The sequence below is a fragment of the Heyndrickxia sp. NPDC080065 genome, from assembly GCF_050281185.1.
Lineage (GTDB): Bacteria > Bacillota > Bacilli > Bacillales > Bacillaceae_C > Heyndrickxia.
In genome coordinates, this window is sequence record NZ_JBNNWS010000013.1 from 86,939 (window position 1) to 107,451 (window position 20,513).

General features: G+C 35.0%; 20 protein-coding genes. All 20 read left to right on the forward strand.

Annotated features, from left to right (window positions below; genetic code table 11):
- The first annotated feature begins 63 nt into the window (after window positions 1-63).
- The 20 genes from ACQKP0_RS16545 to ACQKP0_RS16640 all read left to right on the forward strand — a co-directional run bounded on the left by ACQKP0_RS16545 (window position 64) and on the right by ACQKP0_RS16640 (window position 20,460).
- On the forward strand, window positions 64-1,347 hold the full coding sequence (locus ACQKP0_RS16545) for a replication-associated recombination protein A (RefSeq protein WP_427406942.1): 1,284 nt from the start codon (window positions 64-66) through the stop codon (window positions 1,345-1,347).
- A gap of 133 nt (window positions 1,348-1,480) precedes the next feature.
- Window positions 1,481-2,149, forward strand: coding sequence for a YczE/YyaS/YitT family protein (locus ACQKP0_RS16550; protein ID WP_427406943.1), 669 nt, complete (start codon window positions 1,481-1,483; stop codon window positions 2,147-2,149).
- Window positions 2,146-2,565 (forward strand): cysteine metabolism transcriptional regulator CymR, encoded by a 420-nt coding sequence (gene cymR / locus ACQKP0_RS16555; protein ID WP_427406944.1) that lies wholly within the window; start codon window positions 2,146-2,148, stop codon window positions 2,563-2,565. Before ACQKP0_RS16550 ends, cymR begins: the two co-directional genes overlap by 4 nt.
- A gap of 33 nt (window positions 2,566-2,598) precedes the next feature.
- Window positions 2,599-3,747: a cysteine desulfurase family protein gene (locus ACQKP0_RS16560; RefSeq protein WP_427406945.1), complete on the forward strand. Its 1,149-nt coding sequence runs from the start codon at window positions 2,599-2,601 to the stop codon at window positions 3,745-3,747.
- A 16-nt stretch (window positions 3,748-3,763) separates the two neighbouring features.
- Complete coding sequence (gene mnmA / locus ACQKP0_RS16565; protein WP_427406946.1) at window positions 3,764-4,879, forward strand: tRNA 2-thiouridine(34) synthase MnmA; 1,116 nt, start codon at window positions 3,764-3,766, stop codon at window positions 4,877-4,879.
- A 159-nt stretch (window positions 4,880-5,038) separates the two neighbouring features.
- The gene (locus tag ACQKP0_RS16570; protein ID WP_427406947.1) at window positions 5,039-5,707 is read left to right on the forward strand and encodes a tetratricopeptide repeat protein; all 669 of its coding nucleotides are present in this window, start codon (window positions 5,039-5,041) and stop codon (window positions 5,705-5,707) included.
- 27 nt (window positions 5,708-5,734) lie between these two features.
- Entirely contained in the window at window positions 5,735-8,128 is a 2,394-nt protein-coding gene (gene recD2 / locus ACQKP0_RS16575; RefSeq protein ID WP_427406948.1) for an SF1B family DNA helicase RecD2, read from the forward strand.
- A 42-nt stretch (window positions 8,129-8,170) separates the two neighbouring features.
- Window positions 8,171-8,689: a PRC-barrel domain-containing protein gene (locus ACQKP0_RS16580; RefSeq protein WP_427406949.1), complete on the forward strand. Its 519-nt coding sequence runs from the start codon at window positions 8,171-8,173 to the stop codon at window positions 8,687-8,689.
- Window positions 8,661-8,849, forward strand: a complete 189-nt coding sequence (locus ACQKP0_RS16585; RefSeq protein ID WP_427406950.1) for a hypothetical protein — start codon at window positions 8,661-8,663, stop codon at window positions 8,847-8,849. The genes ACQKP0_RS16580 and ACQKP0_RS16585 overlap by 29 nt, the downstream gene beginning before the upstream one ends.
- A gap of 19 nt (window positions 8,850-8,868) precedes the next feature.
- Window positions 8,869-9,003, forward strand: coding sequence for a YrzQ family protein (locus tag ACQKP0_RS16590; RefSeq protein ID WP_427406951.1), 135 nt, complete (start codon window positions 8,869-8,871; stop codon window positions 9,001-9,003).
- Window positions 9,004-9,128: 125 nt separating this feature from the next.
- Window positions 9,129-10,205, forward strand: a complete 1,077-nt coding sequence (locus tag ACQKP0_RS16595) for an AI-2E family transporter (RefSeq protein ID WP_427406952.1) — start codon at window positions 9,129-9,131, stop codon at window positions 10,203-10,205.
- 351 nt (window positions 10,206-10,556) lie between these two features.
- A complete protein-coding gene (gene alaS / locus ACQKP0_RS16600; protein WP_427406953.1) occupies window positions 10,557-13,190 on the forward strand; it encodes an alanine--tRNA ligase in 2,634 nt (877 codons plus the stop codon).
- Between the two features lie 219 nt (window positions 13,191-13,409).
- Window positions 13,410-13,679: an IreB family regulatory phosphoprotein gene (locus ACQKP0_RS16605; RefSeq protein ID WP_427406954.1), complete on the forward strand. Its 270-nt coding sequence runs from the start codon at window positions 13,410-13,412 to the stop codon at window positions 13,677-13,679.
- Window positions 13,680-14,096, forward strand: coding sequence for a Holliday junction resolvase RuvX (gene ruvX, locus ACQKP0_RS16610; RefSeq protein ID WP_427406955.1), 417 nt, complete (start codon window positions 13,680-13,682; stop codon window positions 14,094-14,096). It abuts the gene before it with no gap.
- A gap of 13 nt (window positions 14,097-14,109) precedes the next feature.
- A complete protein-coding gene (locus ACQKP0_RS16615) occupies window positions 14,110-14,397 on the forward strand; it encodes a DUF1292 domain-containing protein (protein WP_427406956.1) in 288 nt (95 codons plus the stop codon).
- 556 nt (window positions 14,398-14,953) lie between these two features.
- A complete protein-coding gene (mltG, locus tag ACQKP0_RS16620) occupies window positions 14,954-16,033 on the forward strand; it encodes an endolytic transglycosylase MltG (protein ID WP_427407034.1) in 1,080 nt (359 codons plus the stop codon).
- A gap of 372 nt (window positions 16,034-16,405) precedes the next feature.
- A complete protein-coding gene (locus ACQKP0_RS16625) occupies window positions 16,406-17,044 on the forward strand; it encodes an O-methyltransferase (protein ID WP_427406957.1) in 639 nt (212 codons plus the stop codon).
- Between the two features lie 62 nt (window positions 17,045-17,106).
- Window positions 17,107-17,742, forward strand: coding sequence for a uridine kinase (udk, locus tag ACQKP0_RS16630; RefSeq protein WP_427406958.1), 636 nt, complete (start codon window positions 17,107-17,109; stop codon window positions 17,740-17,742).
- A 110-nt stretch (window positions 17,743-17,852) separates the two neighbouring features.
- Entirely contained in the window at window positions 17,853-18,329 is a 477-nt protein-coding gene (gene greA, locus ACQKP0_RS16635; RefSeq protein WP_427406959.1) for a transcription elongation factor GreA, read from the forward strand.
- A 367-nt stretch (window positions 18,330-18,696) separates the two neighbouring features.
- The gene (locus ACQKP0_RS16640; protein ID WP_427406960.1) at window positions 18,697-20,460 is read left to right on the forward strand and encodes a peptidoglycan D,D-transpeptidase FtsI family protein; all 1,764 of its coding nucleotides are present in this window, start codon (window positions 18,697-18,699) and stop codon (window positions 20,458-20,460) included.
- Window positions 20,461-20,513: the final 53 nt, after the last annotated feature.

The following is a 20,513-nucleotide window of genomic DNA, read 5'->3' on the forward strand; positions in this document are numbered from 1 at the left end:
ACAATTTCAATCTACTTTTTTACAAGATATAATAAGAGTAGTTTGTATTTGGAGGTTTTAATTGTGTACGGAGAACCACTGGCTTTTAGGATGCGACCATCCAATATCGATGAAATTGTAGGTCAGAAAGAAATAATTGGTAAACATACAAGCCTTTATAAAATGATAAAAAATGGCTTTGTTCCTTCAATGTTATTGTATGGGGAACCAGGGATTGGAAAAACATCGATTGCCCATGCGATTGCAGGAACTACTGACATTCCTTTTATCGCTTTAAATGCAACGACTGCCGGTAAAAAAGATGTCGAAGCGGTAGTTGATGAAACGCGATTAACAGGAAATTTAATATTATTTTTAGATGAAATTCATCGTTTTAATAAAGCACAACAAGATTATCTACTGCCCCATGTGGAAAACGGTACAATTATCTTAATTGGGGCAACTACGGAAAATCCTTTTCACGATGTAAACCCTGCTATTCGCAGTCGATGTGGTCAGATAAAGCAATTAAAACGTTTAACTGCTGATGATCTAAACGAATTACTAAAACGAGCTGTCCATGATGAGAAAAAAGGATTGGGCAAACTTTCCATTCAAATTACTGATGAACAGTTAAGAAAAATTGCTGTTGGTGCCGGTGGTGACGCTAGAAAGTCATTAACATTGTTAGAATCAATCGTTTATTCATCAAACAAAGAAAATGGAGCATATATTGTTCAAGATGAAATGATCAATGATTTGATTGGGAATATTGGTGTTTATGGTGATAAAAAAGGTTCAAATTATTATAATTTACTCTCTAGTCTACAAAAAAGTATTAGAGGGAGTGATGTGGATGCATCACTTTATTATCTAGCTCATTTACTTGAGATAGGGGATTTAGTTGCTGTTAATCGCCGATTATTGGTAATTGCTTTTGAAGATATCGGATTAGCTAATACATCAGTAGGAACAAATGTCTTAGCCGCTATTACTGCAAGTGAACGGCTGGGATTGCCTGAGGCACGAATCCCGCTTTCAGTAGCGGTGGTAGAAATGTGCTTATCTTCGAAGTCAAATTCCGCCTATAAAGCATTAGACCAAGCAATTAACGATATTCGGGACGGGAAAGTTGGAGATATTCCTAAGCATTTACGTGATGGTCATTATGCTGGATCAAAGGTATTAGGTCATGTAGGATATAAATATCCTCATGATTATCCAATTGGTACATTTGGAGGCTGGGTCAAGCAGGACTACCTTCCAGATAATTTAAAAGGGAAAAAGTACTATCATCCGATTGAGTCTGGGGAAGAAAAGCGTTTAGCTGCAATTTATAAAAGACTCGAAGAATTTAAGAAGGAATAAGAAGAGTACGAGGCGCTTTGATCTTTGGACTTGCTGCAAGCTCCGGATATGTTAGAATTCAATTATTTTCTTAACTATGCTATAATGTGAAAAGCTTATTACTATAGATAAATGAAAGATGAGGCGTATAAAGTTGAGTCAAAAGCATCATTTAGGTATTCGCTTTATTATTTTTTGTTTGGGTCTACTTGTTATGGCGTTCGGGCTTGACTTATTAATTATCGCCGATCTTGGTCCCACGCCTTGGGATGTTTTACATGTTGGATTATTTACTCAATTTGGTCTGACAATTGGCTCGTGGTCGATAATTGTCGGATTTTTTGTTTTAGGAATATCAGCATTGATTATGAAAAAGATTCCAAAAATCGGTGCATACTTGAATATGTTATTACTTGGTCTTTTTATGGATATGTTTTTAAAGCTTCTAACTGGAATTACTTTAGACTCTTTATTAGAGAAAATAATATTGTTCACCCTTGGGATAATTATCAATGCGATAGGAATGGGGATTTATATATCTGCCCAGTTGGGTGCTGGTCCACGTGATAGCTTCATGCTTGCTGTTACATCAAAAACAGGCTGGAAAGTATCTCATGTTCGCCGAGGGATGGAAGTGATTGTCCTTTTCATAGGTTGGCTGTGCGGGGGACCGGTATTTATCGGAACCATTATTTTTGTTGGTACGATCGGTACTCTTGTCGGACTTACACTACCGTTTTTTCAAAGGCTATCAGATGGATTAATTAATAAACTAGATAAACATAAAGGCAATAATGAAATAAATCGAGGTGCAAGTATATGAAAATTTCTACAAAGGGTCGTTATGGCTTAACGATCATGATCGAATTAGGGAAAAGATTCGGTGAGGGTCCTACATCGTTAAAAACGATTGCTCAAATGCATGATTTGTCAGAGCATTATTTAGAACAATTAATTGCTCCATTAAGAAATGCAAGATTGGTTAAAAGTGTAAGGGGAGCATATGGGGGCTATATCTTAGCAGATGAACCATCAAAAATTACCGCAGGTGATATTATTCGTGTATTAGAAGGTCCGATAAGCCCTGTAGAAGGAATTGAAGATGAGGAACCTGTAAAGAGAGCTTTATGGATGAAAATCAGAGATGCGGTAAAGGATGTATTAGATAATACGACGATTGAGGATTTAATTAATTACAAAGATGACGGTGAAACAGAAGCTTATATGTTTTATATCTAAAATAGAGATGCTTTAATATAAGAGGTGAGTTAATTGGAACGTATCTACCTTGATCATGCAGCAACTTCGCCAGTTCATCCGCAAGTTGTCGATGTAATGATCAGTGTATTAAATCAATCCTTTGGGAACCCATCAAGTATTCATTCGTTTGGAAGGGAAGCTAGAGGTTTATTAGATGAATCAAGATCGATTATTGCACAAAGTATTGGTGCTCATTTTAATGAAATCGTCTTTACAAGTGGAGGAACCGAAGCAGACAATTATGCGATCATTGGTATTGCAGAGGCTATGAAAGAAAAAGGGAAGCATATCATTACTTCTAAAATTGAACATCATGCCGTACTTCATACATGTGAATATTTAGAGAAACAAGGCTATGACGTCACATATCTAGATGTAAATGAGGAAGGCCAAATTTCTGTTCAAGACCTAGAAGCAGCTCTTCGTGATGACACCACCCTAGTAACCATCATGTTCGGTAATAATGAAGTTGGTACAATTCAGCCAATTAAAGAAATTGGACAATTACTAAAAAATCATCAAGCTTATTTTCACACTGATGCTGTCCAAGCATATGGTGTAATGAAAATAGATGTAAATGAACTGAACCTAGATTTATTGTCCGTATCTGCACATAAAATAAACGGACCTAAAGGAATTGGATTCCTTTATGTGAAAACAGGAACAAAACTAGTTTCACGTATTTATGGTGGAGAACAGGAACTAAAACGTCGTGCTGGGACTGAAAACATCGGATCGATTGTTGGTTTTGCAGAAGCTGTAAAAATAGCTCAAAACACAATGGAACAAAAACAAAAGCTCTATCAAGAATATAAACAAAAATTTATCGATGTTTTAAACAGCAGGCATATTGATTTTTTTGTAAATGGTTTTTTAGACTGCAGTTCATTACCACAAGTCTTAAATTTAAGCTTTCCAGGGGCAGATGTTGAAGCAATGCTTGTTAATCTGGATTTAGCAGGTATTGCCGCTTCTAGTGGTTCTGCTTGTACGGCGGGATCCATTAAACCTTCACATGTACTAGTTGCCATGTTTGGAAAAGATTCTGAGAGATTAAGAAATTCGATTCGATTTAGCTTTGGATTAAATAATTCAATAGATGAAATAGAAAAAGCAGCAAATGAAGTCGCTGCAATTGTCGGACGGATGAAAAAAGTCTAGAAAGTAGGGAGGATAAATGAAAAAATCACCAAAAGATACAAGAGTGGTGGTAGGAATGTCAGGTGGTGTTGATTCATCTGTTGCTGCCCTTTTGTTAAAACAACAAGGTTATGATGTAATTGGGATTTTTATGAAAAATTGGGACGATACTGATGAGTTCGGAGTTTGTACAGCTACAGAGGATTATAATGATGTCATCCGAGTATGTAATCAAATAGGAATTCCGTATTATGCTGTGAACTTTGAGAAACAGTATTGGGAGAAAGTGTTTACTTATTTTCTTGATGAATATAAAGCAGGAAGAACTCCAAATCCTGATGTTATGTGTAATAAAGAAATTAAATTTAAAGCATTTTTAGAGCATGCGATGAATCTTGGCGCTGATTATTTGGCAACAGGACATTATGCGAGAGTTGCATTCCAAGATGGGGAATATAAAATGCTTAGAGGTTTGGATGAAAATAAAGATCAAACTTATTTTTTAAATCAGCTAAGTCAAGATCAATTGGAAAAAGTATTATTTCCAATCGGTGATATCGATAAGAAACGTGTAAGAGAAATCGCGCTTGAGGCTGGTCTAGCTACAGCTACTAAAAAAGATAGTACCGGGATATGTTTTATTGGGGAAAGAAATTTCAAGGAGTTTTTAAGTAATTATTTGCCTGCCCAAAAGGGATTAATGAAAACATTATCATGTAAAAAAATGGGTGAGCATGATGGTCTAATGTATTACACCATCGGCCAAAGGCACGGTTTAGGAATCGGCGGTTCAGGTGAACCATGGTTTGTAGTCGGAAAAGACCTTAAAGAAAATGTTTTATTTGTAGAACAAGGCTTCGACCATGATTCATTATATTCTAATTCCATAACAGCAGTAAATGTGGGTTGGGTTTCAAATCATGATAAGAATACAGAATTTACTTGTACGGCAAAATTCCGTTATCGTCAACCTGATAATAAAGTTACCGTGAAGATATTACCAAACAATGAGCTTGAGGTAATATTTGATGAACCTATTCGAGCTGTAACTCCTGGACAAGCAGTAGTTTTTTATAATGGTGAGGAATGTCTGGGCGGCGGCACGATTGATAAAGTTTTTAAAAATGATGAACAATTATTATATGTTGGATAATGAAATAAGGGTTACCCATAAGTGTATAACACGATTGGGTACCCTTATTTTTCCTTAAATGAGTTTAAGCACTAATTGTCATCATGATCGTTCGTTTAATATATGAACCTGCTATGTTATAATTGCGGATAGAATATTATGTTTCGGGGTGTAAATAAATTGGATAAGAATAAAAAAGGGATTGAATTTTTACAACAAGGTAAATTTGAGGAAGCCATTAAATTTTTCACAGAGGCAATCGAGGAAAATCCAAATGATGCAGTTGCCTATATTAATTTCGGAAATGTACTTGTTGCTGTTAAGGAAATTGATCGAGCAAAGAAATTTTTTGAAAAGGCGATAGAAATTGATAAAGGTGCTTCTGCAGCTTATTATTGCTTAGGAAATTTATATTATGAACAAGAGCAATATGAACAAGCAGTAAAACAATTTGAACAAGCAGAAAATACAGGACTACATACAAATGATGTTTATTTTATGATAGGGATGAGTTTTGTTCAGCTAGGAAGTGTAAAATTAGCGATCCCTTATTTACAACGAAGTGTTGAATTGAATGAAGATGATATAGAAGCAAGATTTCAATATGCTTTAGTATTGGCCCAATCAGAAATTTATGAAGAGGCAATTAAACAATTCGAATTAGTTGTGAAGAGGGAACCTGAACATGCTGATGCATATTACAATTTAGGAGTAGCCTATTTAGGATATTATGAAAATCAAGAAAAGGCGGAAGAATTTTTTCATAAGGCTATTGAAATTCAACCTGATCACATTTTATCAGGTTATGGTTTAAAAATGATTGAAAAATTAAAAGAAGCGAATGAATAATTTCCCGCTGCAAAAGGGGGGCTCAAGTTGGAGCAACAAAATTCTTTGGATCTATTTGGAAATGATGAAAAATATATTAAAGGACGTCATCTCGTCACGATCTTTCATAATGAACAAAATCTCTATTCTGTAATTAGAATAAGAATCGACGAGTCCAACCTTGAGACAGATGAAAGAGAAGCGGTCATTACAGGATATTTCCCAAAAATTCATGAGCAGGAAACCTATGTTTTTTATGGCAACATGCAGGATCATCCAAAGTTCGGAGCACAATTTCAGGCCAAACATTTTAAAAAGGAGATTCCACATACAAAGGAAGGAATTATTACTTATTTATCAAGCGAAATTTTTAGTGGAATTGGGAAAAAAACTGCGGAGAGGATTGTAAAGGAACTAGGAGAAAATGCAATTAGTAAAATTCTGGAACAACCATCCTTACTTGATTCAATACCTAAATTACCACCAGAAAAAGCAAAAAGCTTATATGATAAATTAGTTGAACATCAAGGACTAGAACAAGTGATGATCGGTTTAAATCAATATGGATTTGGTCCACATATCTCAATGAAAATTTACCAAGTGTATAAAGAACAAGCTTTGGACATTATACAAAAAAACCCTTTTAAGCTAGTTGAAGATATTGATGGAATAGGCTTCGGCCGGGCAGATGAAATCGGAAAACAACTAGGTATGGTGGGAAATCATTCTGATCGAATCAAAGCTGGCTGTATGTATTCTCTAGAAATGGAATGCTTACAAAATGGGCATGTTTATATGGAAGCAGAAGAATTACTTCCTAAAGTCAAAAAACTATTAGAGGAATCACAACCCATTACAATTGAGTACACCGATATTTCTGCCGAGATCATTAAACTTGCTGAAGAAAGCAAAGTGGTTGTAGAAAATAATAAAGTTTACATTCCTTCTTTATATTTTTCAGAGAAAGGTATAGTAACTAATATCGAGCGTATCCTTGCTCAAGAGGAGTTTACTGATCAATTTCCAGAATCAGAATTTTTACTTGCACTAGGTGAACTTGAAGAGCGAATTGGTGTTCATTATGCGCCTTCGCAAAAAGAGGCAATTCAAAAAGCTCTTATGTCCCCTATGATGCTCCTTACTGGTGGACCTGGTACAGGTAAAACGACTGTTATTAAAGGTATTGTTGAATTATATGCAGAACTAAATGGCTGTTCATTAGAACCAAAGGACTATAATAAAGAAAATCCATTTCCAATAATATTAACAGCTCCAACTGGTAGGGCTGCTAAAAGAATGTCTGAATCCACTGGCCTGCCTGCTATGACAATTCATCGATTACTAGGTATGACAGGCCAGGAAGAGTTAGATTTGAATGAAGACAAAAAAATTGATGGGAAATTAGTTATCGTTGATGAAGTGTCAATGGTTGATACATGGTTAGCATATCAGCTTTTAAAGGCATTACCTGATCATATACAAGTAATTTTTGTTGGTGATGAGGATCAGCTCCCATCAGTTGGACCGGGTCAAGTTTTAAAGGATTTACTAAAGTCTCATGTTATTCAAACTGTACAACTAACAGATATTTATCGCCAATCAGATGGTTCATCGATTATTGAGTTAGCACATGAAATAAAGAACGGAAAAATCCCGAATAATGTAACAAAGCAGCATAAGGACCGTTCTTTTATTCGTTGTACCACACAGCAGATTCCTGAAGTTATTGAAAAAATCGTTTTAAGTGCAAAGCGAAAGGGTTACACTCAGAAAGATGTACAAGTCTTGGCTCCTATGTACAGAGGTGCAGCAGGGATTGATCGATTAAATGTACTGCTTCAAGAAATTTTTAACCCGAATGATACTGGCAATAGGAAAGAAATTAGCTTTGGTGAAATCAAGTATCGCATTGGAGATAAAGTTTTACAATTAGTAAACCAGCCTGAAAAGCATGTTTTTAATGGTGATATAGGAGAGATTATCTCTATTTTTTATGCAAAAGAAAATACAGAGAAGCAAGACTTAATTATTATTTCCTTCGATGGGATTGAAGTGACTTATACTAGGCAAGATTTTAATCAATTTACACATGCCTACTGTTGTTCAATCCATAAATCACAAGGAAGTGAGTTTCCAATTGTCATCCTGCCAGTTGTAAAGAGTTATTATCGAATGCTTCGGAGAAATCTTTTATATACAGCCATCACAAGAAGTAAACAATCATTAATACTTTGTGGTGAAGAAGAAGCATTTCGTCTAGGGATAGAGCGAGAGGATGATCAACTTAGGAAAACGAGTCTTTATGATAAATTAAGTATATTATCAAACATCAAGCAGGAATTTGCAGAGGTTAAAAACGATTTTATTTTTTCTAAAGAAAATATGATGGATATTGACCCGATGATCGGCATGGAAAACGTTACCCCTTATGATTTTATGTAAATGGACAGACACTATAAATGTTCGAAAAAGGTGGGGTGGCTTTTGAGAACATTATCTCTTCTAAAAGGAATGCCTGTTTATAGTGCAGAAGGAAACATTTTGGGTGAGGTTTGTGATTTAGGTATATCTGATGAGGGGAAAATAAAATGTCTGCTAATTAAGACGAAAAAATTTTTCAATAATTTATATCGGTTACCAATTTATCAAGTTGAATCTTATGGAGATAATGGGATCGTTCTTCGAAATGAAAGCAATCTTGAAAAATTTAAGGAACAAGAAGAAGAGTACACATTATGTCACTCCAATCCGCTATTAAAGAAATTAACTATTTCAAAAAGCGGAGATCAGCTGGGATTGCTAGAAGACGTATACTTTATCGAGGAAGTGGGCACTATTATAGGGTACGAACTAACAGATGGCTTCTTTACCGATATTTTTGAAGGAAAAAAAGTTGTCCAGACAAACAATCCCCCTGAGTTTGGAAAGGATGCCATCATCGTATCGGTAAATCATATGCGAGGTGGCGTAACCTATGATAAAATGTCCAAATTGCCAAAGTAAAGATCTTGGTAAAATTGGTATTAACCAATATTATTGTTGGAATTGCTTTATCGAGCTCTCCATAGCTAAAGAGACTATTTTAACTCATCAAGTGGAAGAAGATGGAACACTAAGTTCTTTAGATGACCTATTTGACGAGGAATCGCGCAGATTAAGTTAATTGGAAGGGGTGTATTGTTTTGAATAAAACGATCTTCTCCTTGCTAGGCTTTGGAGCAGGGGTAGCAGCTACTGCATTTTCACAACGACAAGGATACTTCGACAACAGACAAGTAAAAAAAATGACAAAGCGATTAAGAAAAGCTTTTAGATAAAATAATTGGAGGCTGTCTCTTTCATGAGACAGCTTTTTTCAGTTTTTCCCAACTATCGGTAGTTGCTTTTAATAGATGGATAGGATTTCTCTTTTTACTAATACTAGTGAAAGGAGGGATTGAAGTTGCGAAAACCTCGTTGGCACTGGCTATTCAATCTTGGGTTTGTTTTATTATGCCTGATCATTTTGTATTTTTTTCTTCTTTTAAAGCCTTTTTGGATGCCTATATTAAAGATTTTTTTATCCGCATTTATTCCGCTATTCATTGCCGCATTTTTTACCTATTTATTGCATCCGCTTGTGGAAAAATTGCATAAAACTGGGTTACACCGTGGGATAGCAATTAGTATTATATATTTAATATTCTTTGGAGGAGCAGGATATAGTATTTATTTAGGAATCCCAATATTGATTGAACAGATTAAAGATCTATCAGAACATATTCCCGAATTTGCCAATCAGTATCGTGATTGGATAGAGAATTTACATGATTCAACTTCTCGGTGGCCAGACGGAATGCAAGAGCAGATTGAACATAGAATTAATAAATTTGAGAAATGGTTAAATAGTTTCTTATCAGGAGCAATAAATTCTTTGATGAAAATTGTTAATTTTATTTTTGTATTAGCAATCATTCCATTTCTCTCATTTTATTTACTAAAAGATATTGAAATGGTGAAGAGAGCTGCCTGGTACTTTACTCCGAAAAAATGGAGAAATCAAGCGATTTTATTTTTAAAAGAAGCGGATGAATCGATTGGTGGATATATCCGAGGACAACTTTTAGTCTGTGTATTAGTTGGGATAATTTCTACTATAGCCTTCTGGATATTAGGGATAAAATATCCCATACTTTTAGGAATAATTGTGGGAGTTACAGATATCATTCCATACTTTGGCCCAATTATTGGCGCTGTTCCTGCAGCTATTATTGCTGCTACAATTTCGGTCAAATCCTTAATCTATGTCCTAATTACTATTGCGGTTTTACAATTTATTGAAGGCAATATATTATCACCTTTTATTGTCGGTAAATCGCTTCATATGCATCCTTTATTTATTATTCTAGCATTGACTATTGGTGGCGAAGTAGGCGGAGTGATTGGATTAATTATAGCAGTACCCATATTAGCAATAGTAAAAGTAGCCATTGTCCATATAAAAACCCATTTTATAGAGAAAATTCATTCACATGATTGACAAAAGGGAATAAAGTTTTCTATAATTCGACTATGAAGGAAGTTAAAACATTTAAAATGTAGAAGGATCGAGTATGTTATAGTCCATCTAGGAGTTTATCCAAAAGCAATTTTTAAAGATGAACTTCATTAGAGAGGAATTTCCGTGGCTGAAAGAAATTCTAGATGAAGGATAACAGAAGGCTAATCTGGAGTGCAGGTGAAAACTGCCGTCTGGCCCCGTTAAAGGCTCCCAAGAGAAGGACAATGCATTTGTCTTTAATCAGGGTGGTACCGCGAGTAAGTCTCTCGTCCCTGTCCAGGGATGGAGGCTTTTTTTATTTCTCAAAAAATTCTCAAGGAGGTTTTTATAATGAAAAAATTAACAGGCGCACAAATTCGCCAAATGTTTCTAGATTTTTTTAAGGAAAAAGGACATAAAGTGGAACCTAGCGCATCACTTGTACCACATGACGATCCGTCTCTATTATGGATTAATAGTGGGGTTGCGACATTAAAAAAATATTTTGATGGACGAGTGATTCCAGAAAATCCCCGAATTACGAATGCACAAAAAGCTATCCGTACAAATGACATCGAAAATGTTGGGAAAACGGCAAGACATCATACATTCTTTGAAATGATGGGGAATTTTTCAATTGGAGATTATTTTAAAGAAGAGGCTATTGAATGGGCGTGGGAATTTCTTACATCTCCTAACTGGATTGGATTTGATCCTGAGAAATTATCGGTTACGATTCATCCTGAAGATGACGAAGCTCATGAACTGTGGAACAAAAAAATTGGTATACCAGAAGATAGAATTATCCGTTTAGAAGAAAACTTTTGGGATATTGGAGAAGGTCCAAGTGGGCCAAATACAGAAATTTTCTATGATCGCGGACCAGAATTCGGAGATGATGAAAACGATCCTGAATTATTTCCAGGTGGAGAAAATGAAAGATATTTAGAAGTTTGGAACTTGGTGTTTTCTCAATTCAATCATAATCCTGATGGAACTTATACCCCTCTGCCAAAGAAAAATATAGATACTGGTATGGGATTAGAACGAATGGCTTCGGTTGTACAAGGAGTTCCAACTAATTTTGATACTGATTTGTTTATCCCGATTATTGAAGAGACTGAAAAGATTTCTGGTGAAAAATACCGCACAAATGATGAAAAGGATGTAGCTTTTAAAGTTATTGCCGATCATATTCGTACAGTATCTTTTGCTGTAAGTGACGGAGCACTTCCTTCTAACGAAGGTCGTGGCTATGTATTGCGCAGACTTTTACGTAGAGCAGTAAGATATGCCAAAACTATTCATATTAATGAGCCATTTATGTATAAATTAGTCCCAGTTGTGGCAAATATAATGGTTGACTTTTACCCTCAGGTGGAAGAAAATACAGAATTTATTCAAAAAGTTGTTAAAAATGAAGAAGAACGTTTCCATGAAACATTACATGAGGGTCTTGCTATCCTTTCTTCTGTAATAAAAAAGGCAAAAGAAGAAAAAATAGATATGATTTCTGGAGAAGATGTATTCCGTCTATATGATACTTATGGTTTTCCGGTTGAATTGACAGAAGAATATGCGGAAGAAGAAGGATTAAAAGTGGATCATGAAGGTTTTGAAAAAGAAATGGAAAATCAGCGTGATCGTGCAAGAAAAGCGAGACAAGATGTAGGTTCTATGCAAGTTCAAGGCGGAATTCTTGGAGATATTAAAGATGAAAGTAAATTTGTAGGGTATGAGACATTATCTGTAGCAACAAAAGTAGCTGTCTTAATTAAAGATGGTGAACGTGTTGATAGTGCAAATAAAGGGGACGAAATCCAATTTATTCTTGATGAAACACCATTCTATGCAGAAAGCGGCGGGCAAATTGCTGATGAAGGAACGTTAACTGCAGAAGGTTTAAAAGTAGTCATTAAAGATGTTCAAAAAGCTCCAAATGGACAGCATTTACAACGAGCATTCATAGAAGAGGGTATATTAAAAGCTGGTCAAGAAGTTTTGGCTTCTGTAAATGAGCAAAACCGAAATAAAACAATTAAGAACCACTCTGCAACCCATCTTTTACATCAAGCATTAAAAGATGTCCTTGGATCACATGTGAATCAAGCAGGTTCTTTAGTTGAGCCTAATCGACTTCGTTTTGACTTTTCACATTTTGGACAAATTACTTCTGAAGAATTAGAAAGAATAGAAGAAATCGTCAATCAAAAGATTTGGGCAAGTATTCCAGTTATCATTCAAAATAAAAATTTGGATGAAGCTAAAGCAATGGGGGCTATGGCCTTATTTGGTGAAAAATACGGTCAAATCGTCAGAGTCGTTTCTATGGGGGATTATAGCTTAGAGCTTTGTGGCGGATGTCATGTTTCCAATACTTCTTCTATTGGAACCTTTAAAATAGTATCAGAAAGTGGAATTGGAGCAGGTACAAGACGAATTGAGGCAGTAACAGGTGAGGCGGCGTATCATATGATGAATGAACAAATTCATCGCCTAAATGAAGCTGCAAGTAAACTTAAAGCGAATCCTAAAGATATTAATACACGAATTGATCATTTTCTTACTGAATTTAAGGAATTGCAACGCGAAAATGAATCATTGGCCGCTAAATTATCAAATATTGAAGCTGGTAGTCTAATCGACAATACTCTTGTTATTGATGGAGTTAAAGTTGTTGCAAGTAAAGTCCAAGGGGTAGATATGAATAATCTACGAAACATGGTAGATGAATTGAAACAAAAATTAGAATCTGGTATTGTTGTTCTTGGTTCTGTCCAAGAGGGTAAAGTGAATATAATTGCTGGTGTAACAAAAGATTTGATTGAAAAAGGTTACCATGCCGGTAAATTGGTCAAAGAAGTAGCTTCACGCTGTGGCGGCGGTGGCGGCGGCCGTCCAGATATGGCTCAGGCTGGTGGGAAAGATCCTGAAAAACTTGATTTAGCATTAGAATTTGTTAAAGAGTGGGTAAAATCCATTTGATTCACATTAAAAGTGGTGTACAATGAAGGTAAGAAATCATGCCTTGAAGGAACCAATAACAGGTATTGTTATGGTTTCCTTCCTCCTAATGATACAATAACTTTAATAGAGATAGAGAGTATTCTGAGGTCGGAATGAAATTAGGTGGGCTTTCAATAGGCATAAAGAAAAATATTGCTTGTTAGTTTTGGACAAGCTTTTAAAGAGAGGTGCTGAATAATGAGCTCTTTTGACAAAACCATGCGATTTAATTTTTCGGAAGAACCTTTTGAGCAGGATGTAAAAGAAGTATTATTACAGGTATTTGAAGCTTTACAAGAAAAAGGCTATAATCCGATTAATCAAATTGTAGGTTACCTTCTTTCGGGTGATCCGGCTTATATTCCTCGTCATCATGACGCACGAAATATTATTCGAAAGCTTGAACGTGATGAAATTATTGAAGTTTTAGTAAAATCTTATTTAAAACAGCATCGTGGGGGATATTAATTGAGAATTATGGGTCTAGATGTGGGATCCAAAACAGTTGGAGTGGCGGTAAGTGATGAACTGGGCTGGACTGCTCAAGGAATTGAAACCATTCCGATTGATGAAGAAAAAGGGAAATTTGGATTCGATCGAGTAGCAGAAATCGTCGAGCAATTCCAAGTAAAAAAAATCGTAGTCGGTTTTCCTAAAAACATGAATAATACGGTTGGTCCTCGCGGGGAAGCATCTATAGCCTATGCTGAAAATTTAAAAAAGCAGTTAGGACTCCCCGTGATTATGTGGGATGAAAGACTAAGCACGATGGCAGCTGAAAGAGTACTTTTAGAAGCTGATGTTAGTCGAAAAAAACGAAAAAAAGTAATTGATAAAATGGCTGCAAGCATGATCCTACAAGGATTTCTTGATAGTCAAAATTAATGAGGTGAAGAAAATGGAACATGGTGAAAAGCATATTACAGTAATTGATGAAGAAGGAAATGAGCAACTTTTTGAAGTTTTATTTACATTTGAATCTGAGGAATTTGGGAAGTCATATGTATTATATTTCCCAGTAGGTTCAGAAGAAGATGAAAACGAAGAAATCGAAATTCATGCTTCTTCATTTATCCAAAATGAAGAAGGAGAAGAAGGCGACCTTCAACCAATCGAAACTGAAGAAGAATGGGACATGATTGAAGAAATGTTAAATACTTTTCTTGATGAACAAGAAGAGGAATAATTCTATTCAGTATAAAATACTTCTAAAAACCTTTCCTGAATCTCAGGAAAGGTTTTTTAATAAGGCTGTTTTTGTAAAGTTTGTTGATTTTTTGTTGATATTTTATTAACAATCTGAGTTGATTGTAGCGGAGGACACTTGACTCCTGCGGGAAAAAGAGGGAAGTGGGAGACCCCACAGGCGGTAACGCCGAGGAGGCTCTCATCCCTCCCCGCGGAAAGCAAGTGTCTGGAGCGGAAATCAACGGACTAAGTTTATTGTCTAAAAACAACAATTTATACGAAAAGAGCTTTTAATAAAAAACACTAAATTAACATCGTCTAATTTCAATCATTCCACCATATTTGATTATTCTTGTAAAAATAAGTCGAAAATCCTGAAAGATGTAGTATAATGTATGGGATAAATTAGGTTTACACAAGTAACAAAAAATATTAAATTCGTTAAAGCCTACTTGTCTACAACTATTATATTTAGTGTATATGGTTTGCTTGAAAGGGTGATGGAAAAATTGACAGATAAAAAAAATAATAAGGATGAAGTATATAAAAAAATGTTGAATAAACGTGATGAGGCTAAAACAATACGTAAAATAGTTGCTATTATCAGTCTTACAATCATTTTAATTTTTGCTGGAGCTTCTTTGGCAGTATATCTCTATATTCAATCCGCGTTAAAACCTGTAGAACCAAATAATAAAGAATTAAAAACTGTAGAAATCCCAATTGGCTCAACTGCATCGACAATAGGAAATGTTTTGGAGAAAAAGGGTATTATAAAAAAAGGGTTCATTTTTAAATATTATGTAAAATTAAAAAACGAAACTGGATTTCAAGCGGGTACATATAAACTATCGCCTTCAATGAATTTAAATGAAATTATTACACATTTAAAAACTGGGAAAGTGTTAAAAGAGGCAAAACTTAAATTTACAGTTCCTGAAGGTTTGCAATTAACTCAAATCGTAGATATTATTGCAAAAAACACTGATTTTAATAAAAATGAAATGATTAAAAAAATGGATGATCCAAAATATATTCAAAAATTAATAAAAAAATACCCGGACATTTTATCAAAAAAAGTACTAGAAAAGGACATAAAGCACCCACTAGAGGGTTATTTGTTTCCTGCTACCTACTCATTTTATGACTCAAAGCCAACTTTAGATCAGATTATCGATAAAATGCTGATAAAAACAAATACAGTGATCGAAAAATACAAAGATCAAATTAGCAGTAAAAAGTTAGACATTCATGATATTTTAACGATGGCTTCATTAATTGAGCAAGAAGCGACAGCTAAAGCAGATAGACATAAAATTGCCAGTGTTTTTTATAACCGTATGAATGTTGGGATGCCATTACAAACGGATCCAACTGTGCTATATTCTTTAGGGGAACATAAAAGCCGGGTTAGTTATAAAGATTTAGAAGTATCTTCGCCATACAACACATATAAAATTCTTGGTTTACCGCCAAGTCCAATCGCAAGTGCTGGAGAAACATCTATAGAGGCAGCAATAAACCCAGCAAAAACGGATTACTTATATTTCCTTGCAGCAACAAAAACAGGAAAAGTTTATTATTCCAAGACTTTGGCTGAACATAATAAATTAAAAGCAGAATATATAAAGTAAACGAGTATATATGGTAGCAGTAATTGAAAAATTATGCTAAAATAGAAAACGTGTTTTTTACAATATCAACGAGACGATCACATTTAGTGATGGTAGAAAGCTTTTACTTTGGAGCTTTCTACTTTTCATGTCAGCGCCTTTTCGCTTATGGAATTATTATAAATTCGCTTCTGAATAACTTTCTTATGAGGGAAGTCTACGTCTAGCTCCAGCGCCTATCGACTAGCGTACTTCAGGACTCCTCCCTACGATAAGTCAACATCGATTCGCCTTTAAGGGCTCATCGTGTTTCCTTTATCTCAGTCGAAGTCCTTCCAGTACGTACGTCGATGAGCAAGGCGCTTACGCTTTTGTCTTTAGGAGGCAATAAAAATGAAGGATGCAATACATTCTTATGTTGAATCATTAATAAAGAAAAGAAGTCCTCTATTTATAGAAATGGAGAAATACGCTGCTGTCCACAATGTTCCGATAATGGAATTAGCAGGTATAGAAGTATTGCTTCAATTGTTAAGGATGCAGCAACCGAAAAAGATTTTAGAAATCGGAACTGCGATTGGTTATTCTGCAATGAGGATGGCTGAAGCCCTTCCTGACTCTCAAATTGTTACAATTGAGAGAGATGATGAAAGATATGATCAAGCTATCATAAATATTGCAAAAACAGATTTTACTAATCAAATAACTGTTTTAAAAGGCGATGCACTCGATATATTTAAAGTGGTCAAAGAGCAAGGTCCATTTGATGCTATCTTTATTGATGCTGCAAAAGGTCAATATATGAGGTTTTTTGAGTTATACACCCCATTGTTAACGAAGAATGGCTATGTTTATACAGATAATGTCTTATTTAAAGGACTCGTTGTTGAAGAAACGATTGACAACAAACGAATTCGGAATCTGGTCAGCAAAATTAAAAAATACAATGAGTGGTTAATGAATCATGAAGACTATTTGACAACTATAATTCCAGTCGGAGACGGTTTGGCTATTAGTAGGAAATTATCTTAAAGAAAAACATTTCGTGCCTGCAATGAACGAAAAATGTGATTTGAAAGGGGAACAACCAGTCAATGAGAAGTAAGCCAGCAGTCATTGGTGTCACGGGTGGATCAGGTTCGGGTAAAACAAGTGTTACACATGCTATATATGACCACTTTAAAGGGCACTCAATACTTGTTCTTGAGCAAGATTATTATTATAAAGACCAAAGCCATTTACCATTTGAGGAAAGACTAAAAACGAATTATGATCATCCACTTGCATTTGATAATGATTTATTAATTGAACATCTTGAGAAGCTGCTAAATTATGAACCAATAGAAAAGCCGGTCTATGATTATACTCAGCATACTCGCTCTGATGAAAAAATTATTGTTGAGCCAAAAGATGTAATAATTTTAGAAGGAATTTTAGTATTAGAAGATACAAGATTGCGCAATTTAATGGATATAAAACTTTATGTGGATACAGATGCTGATTTAAGAATTATGCGAAGAATGATACGGGACATAGAGGATCGTGGTCGAACAATGCAATCAGTCATTGAACAATATACTAATGTTGTAAGACCGATGCATAATCAATTTATCGAACCAACTAAACGTTATGCTGATGTTATCATTCCTGAAGGCGGACAAAATCACGTTGCCATTGATCTAGTTGTAACCAAAATTCAAACAATTCTTGAACAAAAATCATTTTTGTAATACGATAGTCTAGATAATAATTATATATTCAAAAAGCGCGCCCTCATAGTTAGGACGCGCTATGATGTATTTAACAACCTATACAAATAGAAAATTAGGAGTGAAGGGATTTGGCTACAGAAAAAGTTTTTCCTATGACACAAGCAGGAAAAGAAAAATTAGAGCAAGAACTTGAATATTTGAAAACGGTTAAACGTAAAGAAGTTGTTGAAAGAATTAAAATAGCACGTAGTTTTGGAGATCTTTCCGAGAACTCTGAATACGATTCAGCAAAAGAAGAGCAAGCATTTGTTGAAGGTCGTGTGACAACGCTAGAAAACATGATTCGAAATGCAAAGATTATTGAAGACGATGGTTTAAATTCTGATACGGTAACACTTGGTAAATCAGTTACTTTTATCGAATTACCAGACGGTGATGAAGAAACATACTCAATCGTAGGTAGTGCAGAAGCGGATCCATTTGAAGGGAAAATTTCAAATGACTCACCGATTGCAAAAAGTCTACTAGGTAAAAAAATTAATGAAGAAGTAACCGTTCAAACACCTGGTGGTGAAATGAAAGTAAGGATTATTTCTATAAAATAATAAAAAGCTAAGTTCCTTTTTTGGGAACTTAGCTTTTTTTGTGTTGAAAAGGTAAGAAAGTATTAAATTTTAAAGGCTATAAGTTTCAAAAAGTGTCTTCGTTGTCTAGCTCCAGCGCCTATCGACTAGCGGACTTCAGGACTTCTCCCTACGATAAGTCAACATCGATTCGCCCTTAGGGGCTCATCGTGTTTCCTTTATCTCAGTCGAAGTCCCTCCAGTCCATACGTCGATGAGCAAGGCGCTTGCGCTTTTCCTACTTTTCACAAAATTAAAATAAAAATATTCAATTTCAAGGTTATGAAATCATTTTTCCGTCAAGAATGAAGGGGTGGAAGCGAAGAAAAAAAACAGCCGAGGTGATTAAATGCGAAAAAAGCGGTATGTTTTTCTTGCCATTTGCATTTTCTTAATGATTTCCTTACTAATTGGCAGGCTTGTTCAATTACAATTAATTGAAACGGAATCCTTTTCAAAACATCATATAAATCTCATTGAAGAGAGTGTAACACAACGAACACAACAGATGATTATCGATGATGGAAGAGGACAATTCCTGGATAGAAATAATAAGTCCCTAACTTATCAAGAGAAATCAGTTTTAGTTCTCTTCCCATTTTTAAAAAAGCTGAAATGGGATTCCTCTAAGGTAGCAAGTATACTAGATGTTTCAGAGAATCAACTATTGAGTGAATTAGAAAATGCGAAAAATCCCTTCATTTTTCATGGAAATAATCCATATATATTAACTGATAGACAAGTAAGAGAAATAAATGAATTAAAAATACCGGGTGTATTTGCTGTTAGGAAAAAATATACTGAAGCAAATCCTACTGCGGCACAACTGATTGGAATCACTGGTGAGGATGCTAATACATTTCTTAAAAGATACCCGGATAAAAAGGGAATGCAGAATCAGAAGATTGGTATTACCGGATTACAAAAGCAATTTGATGAATTCTTATTACCCGATGGAGAGTCTAAGCTTGTCTATCATGTTGATGCCATTGGTGGTCCACTCTTTGGAATCAATGTAAAATATACTGGTCCAGGTAATCCATTTTATCCTGTAAAAATACAAACCACTATAAATAAGGAATTACAGGAAGAAATAGAAAAAAAGGTAGATGAGTATAAAATCAAAAAAGGAGGAGTTCTTCTTTTAGATATAGAAAATAATGAAATTTTAGCCGATATATCACGTCCAAAAATGAATCCAAGAGATCCATATGCTGATAATGCAGTTGAAAATATGATGTTTTCTCAGCAAATTCCTGGTTCAATCTTCAAAACAGTAGTTGCTGCAGCATCTATTGAAACTGGAATAGTAAATGATTCCGAAATCTTCCCATGCAGTTTAGATTTGTATGGTAAGCCAGCTGAAAGGAAATTAGGAGATTTAAATTTTGATGAGAGCTTTGCACAAAGTTGTAATCGAACATTTGGTGAATTGGCAAAAAGGTTAAAGAAAGAAAATCCGAATCTCTTAGATGAATATGCAAAAAAATTAGGACTAATAGGGCAAATTAGCTGGGATGGAGATATTTATCATTTTACGAATTTTAGACAATTCATTGAAGATGAAGGACAAGTTTTTGCTAAGGAAGAAAGTAAAAGAGATGATAATTTTGCCGCGCAAACAGGTATCGGACAGCAAGAAGTAAGAATTACACCATTAGCCGTAGCAAATATGATGGCGACAATTGCTAGGGGTGGTGAACAACTAACGGTTAGAACTGTTTCAGCAATTCAGTACCAGGATGGAACGACCATGGCTGATTTTCCTAAGCAAAAATCACAGGGAGATACCATCTCAAAAGTTACAGCAATTAAACTTCAAAAAATGCTGAGACATGTAGTAACAAATGATAACGGTACGGGCAGATGGTTTCAACAGCTTCCATATGAAGTAGCCGGAAAATCGGGAACTGCGGAGACGGGTATTTATTTGAACAACCAACAGCTTCATAATAAATGGTTTGCTGGATATTTTCCATTTAAAAATCCAAAATATGCATTAGTTGTTGTAAACTTAGAGGTTCCAGAGAATGAAGGAGGAATTAACCCATTATTTGCGGATATAGTAAACTTAATTTATGAGAAAGATACAAAAATAAGTGGTACAAATTGAGTAATTATTCGTATAAACTTTTCCTTCATAAAAAGTCATGGTATGATAATGTC